A 2,418-nucleotide genomic window follows, 5' to 3' on the forward strand; every position below is an offset into this window, starting at 1 on the left:
AGCTGCCGGTCGACAGCGACCTCGACGTCGACGACGCCCCCGACGGGACGCCACGACCCGTGCACCTGCGTCCGCGATACCTCCTCCTCGTCGCCGCCGGCGGCACGGTCGGGACCGGGGCGCGGGAGGGCCTGACCCTCGCGTTCCCCGCCGATCCCGCCTTCGACACCGTCGTCTTCGCCATCAACATCGTCGGCGCGCTCCTGCTCGGCGTACTCCTGGAGAGCCTCGCCAGAGCCGGCAGCGACGAGGGCCGACGCCGCACCGCACGGCTGCTGCTCGGTACCGGAGCGCTCGGAGGCTTCACCACCTACAGCACCCTCGCCACCGACACCGCCCACCTGCTCACCACAGGACACCCCGCACCCGCCGCCCTCTACGCGCTCGGCACCGTCCTGCTCGGTGCCCTCGCGTCCTGGACTGGAGTCGCCCTCGCCGCAGCACTCCACCGGCGACGCACGCAGAGGAAGGTGCCGGCATGACACCCGCACTGTTCCTCGCGCTCTCCCTCGCCGGTGGAATCGGAGCCGCAACACGGCTCCTCCTCGACGGGCTCATCAAGGCCCGCACCGGCGGCGCCTACCCCTGGGGCACCACCGTCATCAACGTCACCGGATCACTCCTCCTCGGCCTGATCACCGGCCTCGCCCTCGCAGGCATCGCCCCCGAGCCGTGGCGACTCGTCCTCGGCACCGGCTTCCTCGGCGGCTACACCACCTTCTCCACCGCCAGCCTCGAAACCGTCCGTCTCCTCGCCGAAGGACGCCAACTCGCCTCCGCCATCAACGCCCTCGGCACGCTCCTCCTCAGCGTCATCGCCGCAGCAACAGGACTCTGGCTCGGAGGCGCGCGATGAGCATCATCGATGCACCCTCACCGGCAGTGGTGGTCGGCCTTGCCGGCGTCGATTCCGGCCCGGAGTCGGGGCACGCAGGGTCCTTCCGTTCAGCGGGTGCGGTGCGCCGTGAACGACCTCGCCGGCATGTCATCACGGGGCGATCTGGTCGCGTCTCTCCATGAGCGGTCCTGCCGTTGCGGGGTCCCGGGCGGCTCATCACGGCATGCCATCAGGCGGCTGAAGGCGGTCAGCCGTACCCGGGACCCCTGGCGCGTTCCGGAGCCGACAACTGCCCCGAATCCACGGAGACAACGGTGAGGAAGGCGGTCGGACTCCGGGGGAGCGACGCCGACCGGGACGCGGAGCGGCGTCAGCAGTGGGAGGGCCTCGACCCCGTGCTGCGCTCCCTCGGCTTCCCGAAGGGGCTGTGACGCCGGCCCGGTGGACCTCACCGGGCCGGCGCCCGCGCGCTCAGCGGTGCGCGGGTCGGAGCCCCAGCAGCGTGTCGATGATCACGAAGGCCGCGAGGCTCGCACCCAGGAGCGGGAGGAACAGCCCGAGCGCGGCGGCGACGACCAGGACGGACGCGACTCCCCACCACGGCGCGCGCCGGAGCGCTCCCCGGGCCGGCGGGGTGCCGCCGAGCCGGGGAGCGCGGGTGGGGCGGCGCTTCCACCACATCAGGTACCCGAGCACGACCATCGTGGCGATGCCGGCCGCGGTGACGAACAGCAGCAGCTGGTTGGGCAGCCCGAACATCGAGCCCATGTGCGTGTCGATGCCCCAGCGGGAGAGCTTGGCGACGAGGCCGAAGTCGGCGAAGTCGACCCGGTCGACGACCTGCATCGTGCTCCCGTTGATCGCGACGCCGTCGACCTCGGTCGGGAAGCTGCGCTGGATCTCCTGCACGACCCAGGCCGAGCCCTCCGCCGCGGGCGGCCGGATCTCGACCAGTCCCGTGTTCACGTTGACCTCGCGGGCGACCGAGAGCACCGAGTCGTAGGCGGCCGGCGAGTAGCCCGCCGTCGACTCGACGGCGTCGCCGGTGGCCGCGCCGTGTCCGGCGTGCTCGTCGGCCACCTCGCCGGTCCGGTCGCCGAGCGTCGTCCCCAGCGAGGGTGTGGTCCAGCCGACTGCGGAGCGGAGGGTCTCGAAGTTCCCGCCTCCGTACAGCGACCAGGTGATGCCTGTGGTCGAGAGGAACAGGGCGCCGACGAGCAGCCAGACGCCGGTGGAGGCGTGCCAGGAGAACAGGCGCTTGTAGCCGGTGGTCCTCGGCGCGGGGCGCAGCAGGTCCCTCTTCACGCGGGCTCGGCGGAGGCGGATGATCCAGAGGCCCAGGCCGGCGAGGGCGACGACCCCCAGCCAGGAGGCGGCGAGCTCGCTGTAGTAGCGGCCCACGTCCCCGAGGTGCAGCGTCCGGTGCAGGTCGCTGATCCAGGTCCGCAACGGCAGGGCGCCGCTGGTGCCGTAGGCGGTGAGGTCGCCGCGGACGTCGGCGGTGGCCGGGTCGATGAAGACCGCGCGGGTCTCGCTGGCGCCGAGCGACGGGTCCGCGTACATCACCCGGGTGGTGTCGC

At 72.5% G+C, this 2,418-nt stretch carries 3 protein-coding genes; 2 read left to right on the forward strand and 1 reads right to left on the reverse strand.

Features of this window, described 5'->3' with window-relative positions; all coding sequences use genetic code 11:
- The first annotated feature begins 2 nt into the window (after positions 1-2).
- Together C5D09_RS16945 and crcB are read left to right on the forward strand one after the other, a co-directional pair.
- Positions 3-482 (forward strand): CrcB family protein, encoded by a 480-nt coding sequence (locus C5D09_RS16945; RefSeq protein ID WP_258067046.1) that lies wholly within the window; start codon positions 3-5, stop codon positions 480-482.
- Positions 479-856 (forward strand): fluoride efflux transporter CrcB, encoded by a 378-nt coding sequence (gene crcB / locus C5D09_RS16950; RefSeq protein ID WP_104224798.1) that lies wholly within the window; start codon positions 479-481, stop codon positions 854-856. The genes C5D09_RS16945 and crcB overlap by 4 nt, the downstream gene beginning before the upstream one ends.
- 453 nt (positions 857-1,309) lie before the next feature.
- Here crcB and C5D09_RS16955 read toward each other — a convergent pair.
- A partial coding sequence (locus C5D09_RS16955; protein ID WP_104269825.1) for a PepSY domain-containing protein occupies positions 1,310-2,418 on the reverse strand: 1,109 nt, incomplete at its 5' end.

The organism is Rathayibacter sp. AY1C9 (assembly GCF_002932315.1).
GTDB lineage: Bacteria > Actinomycetota > Actinomycetes > Actinomycetales > Microbacteriaceae > Rathayibacter.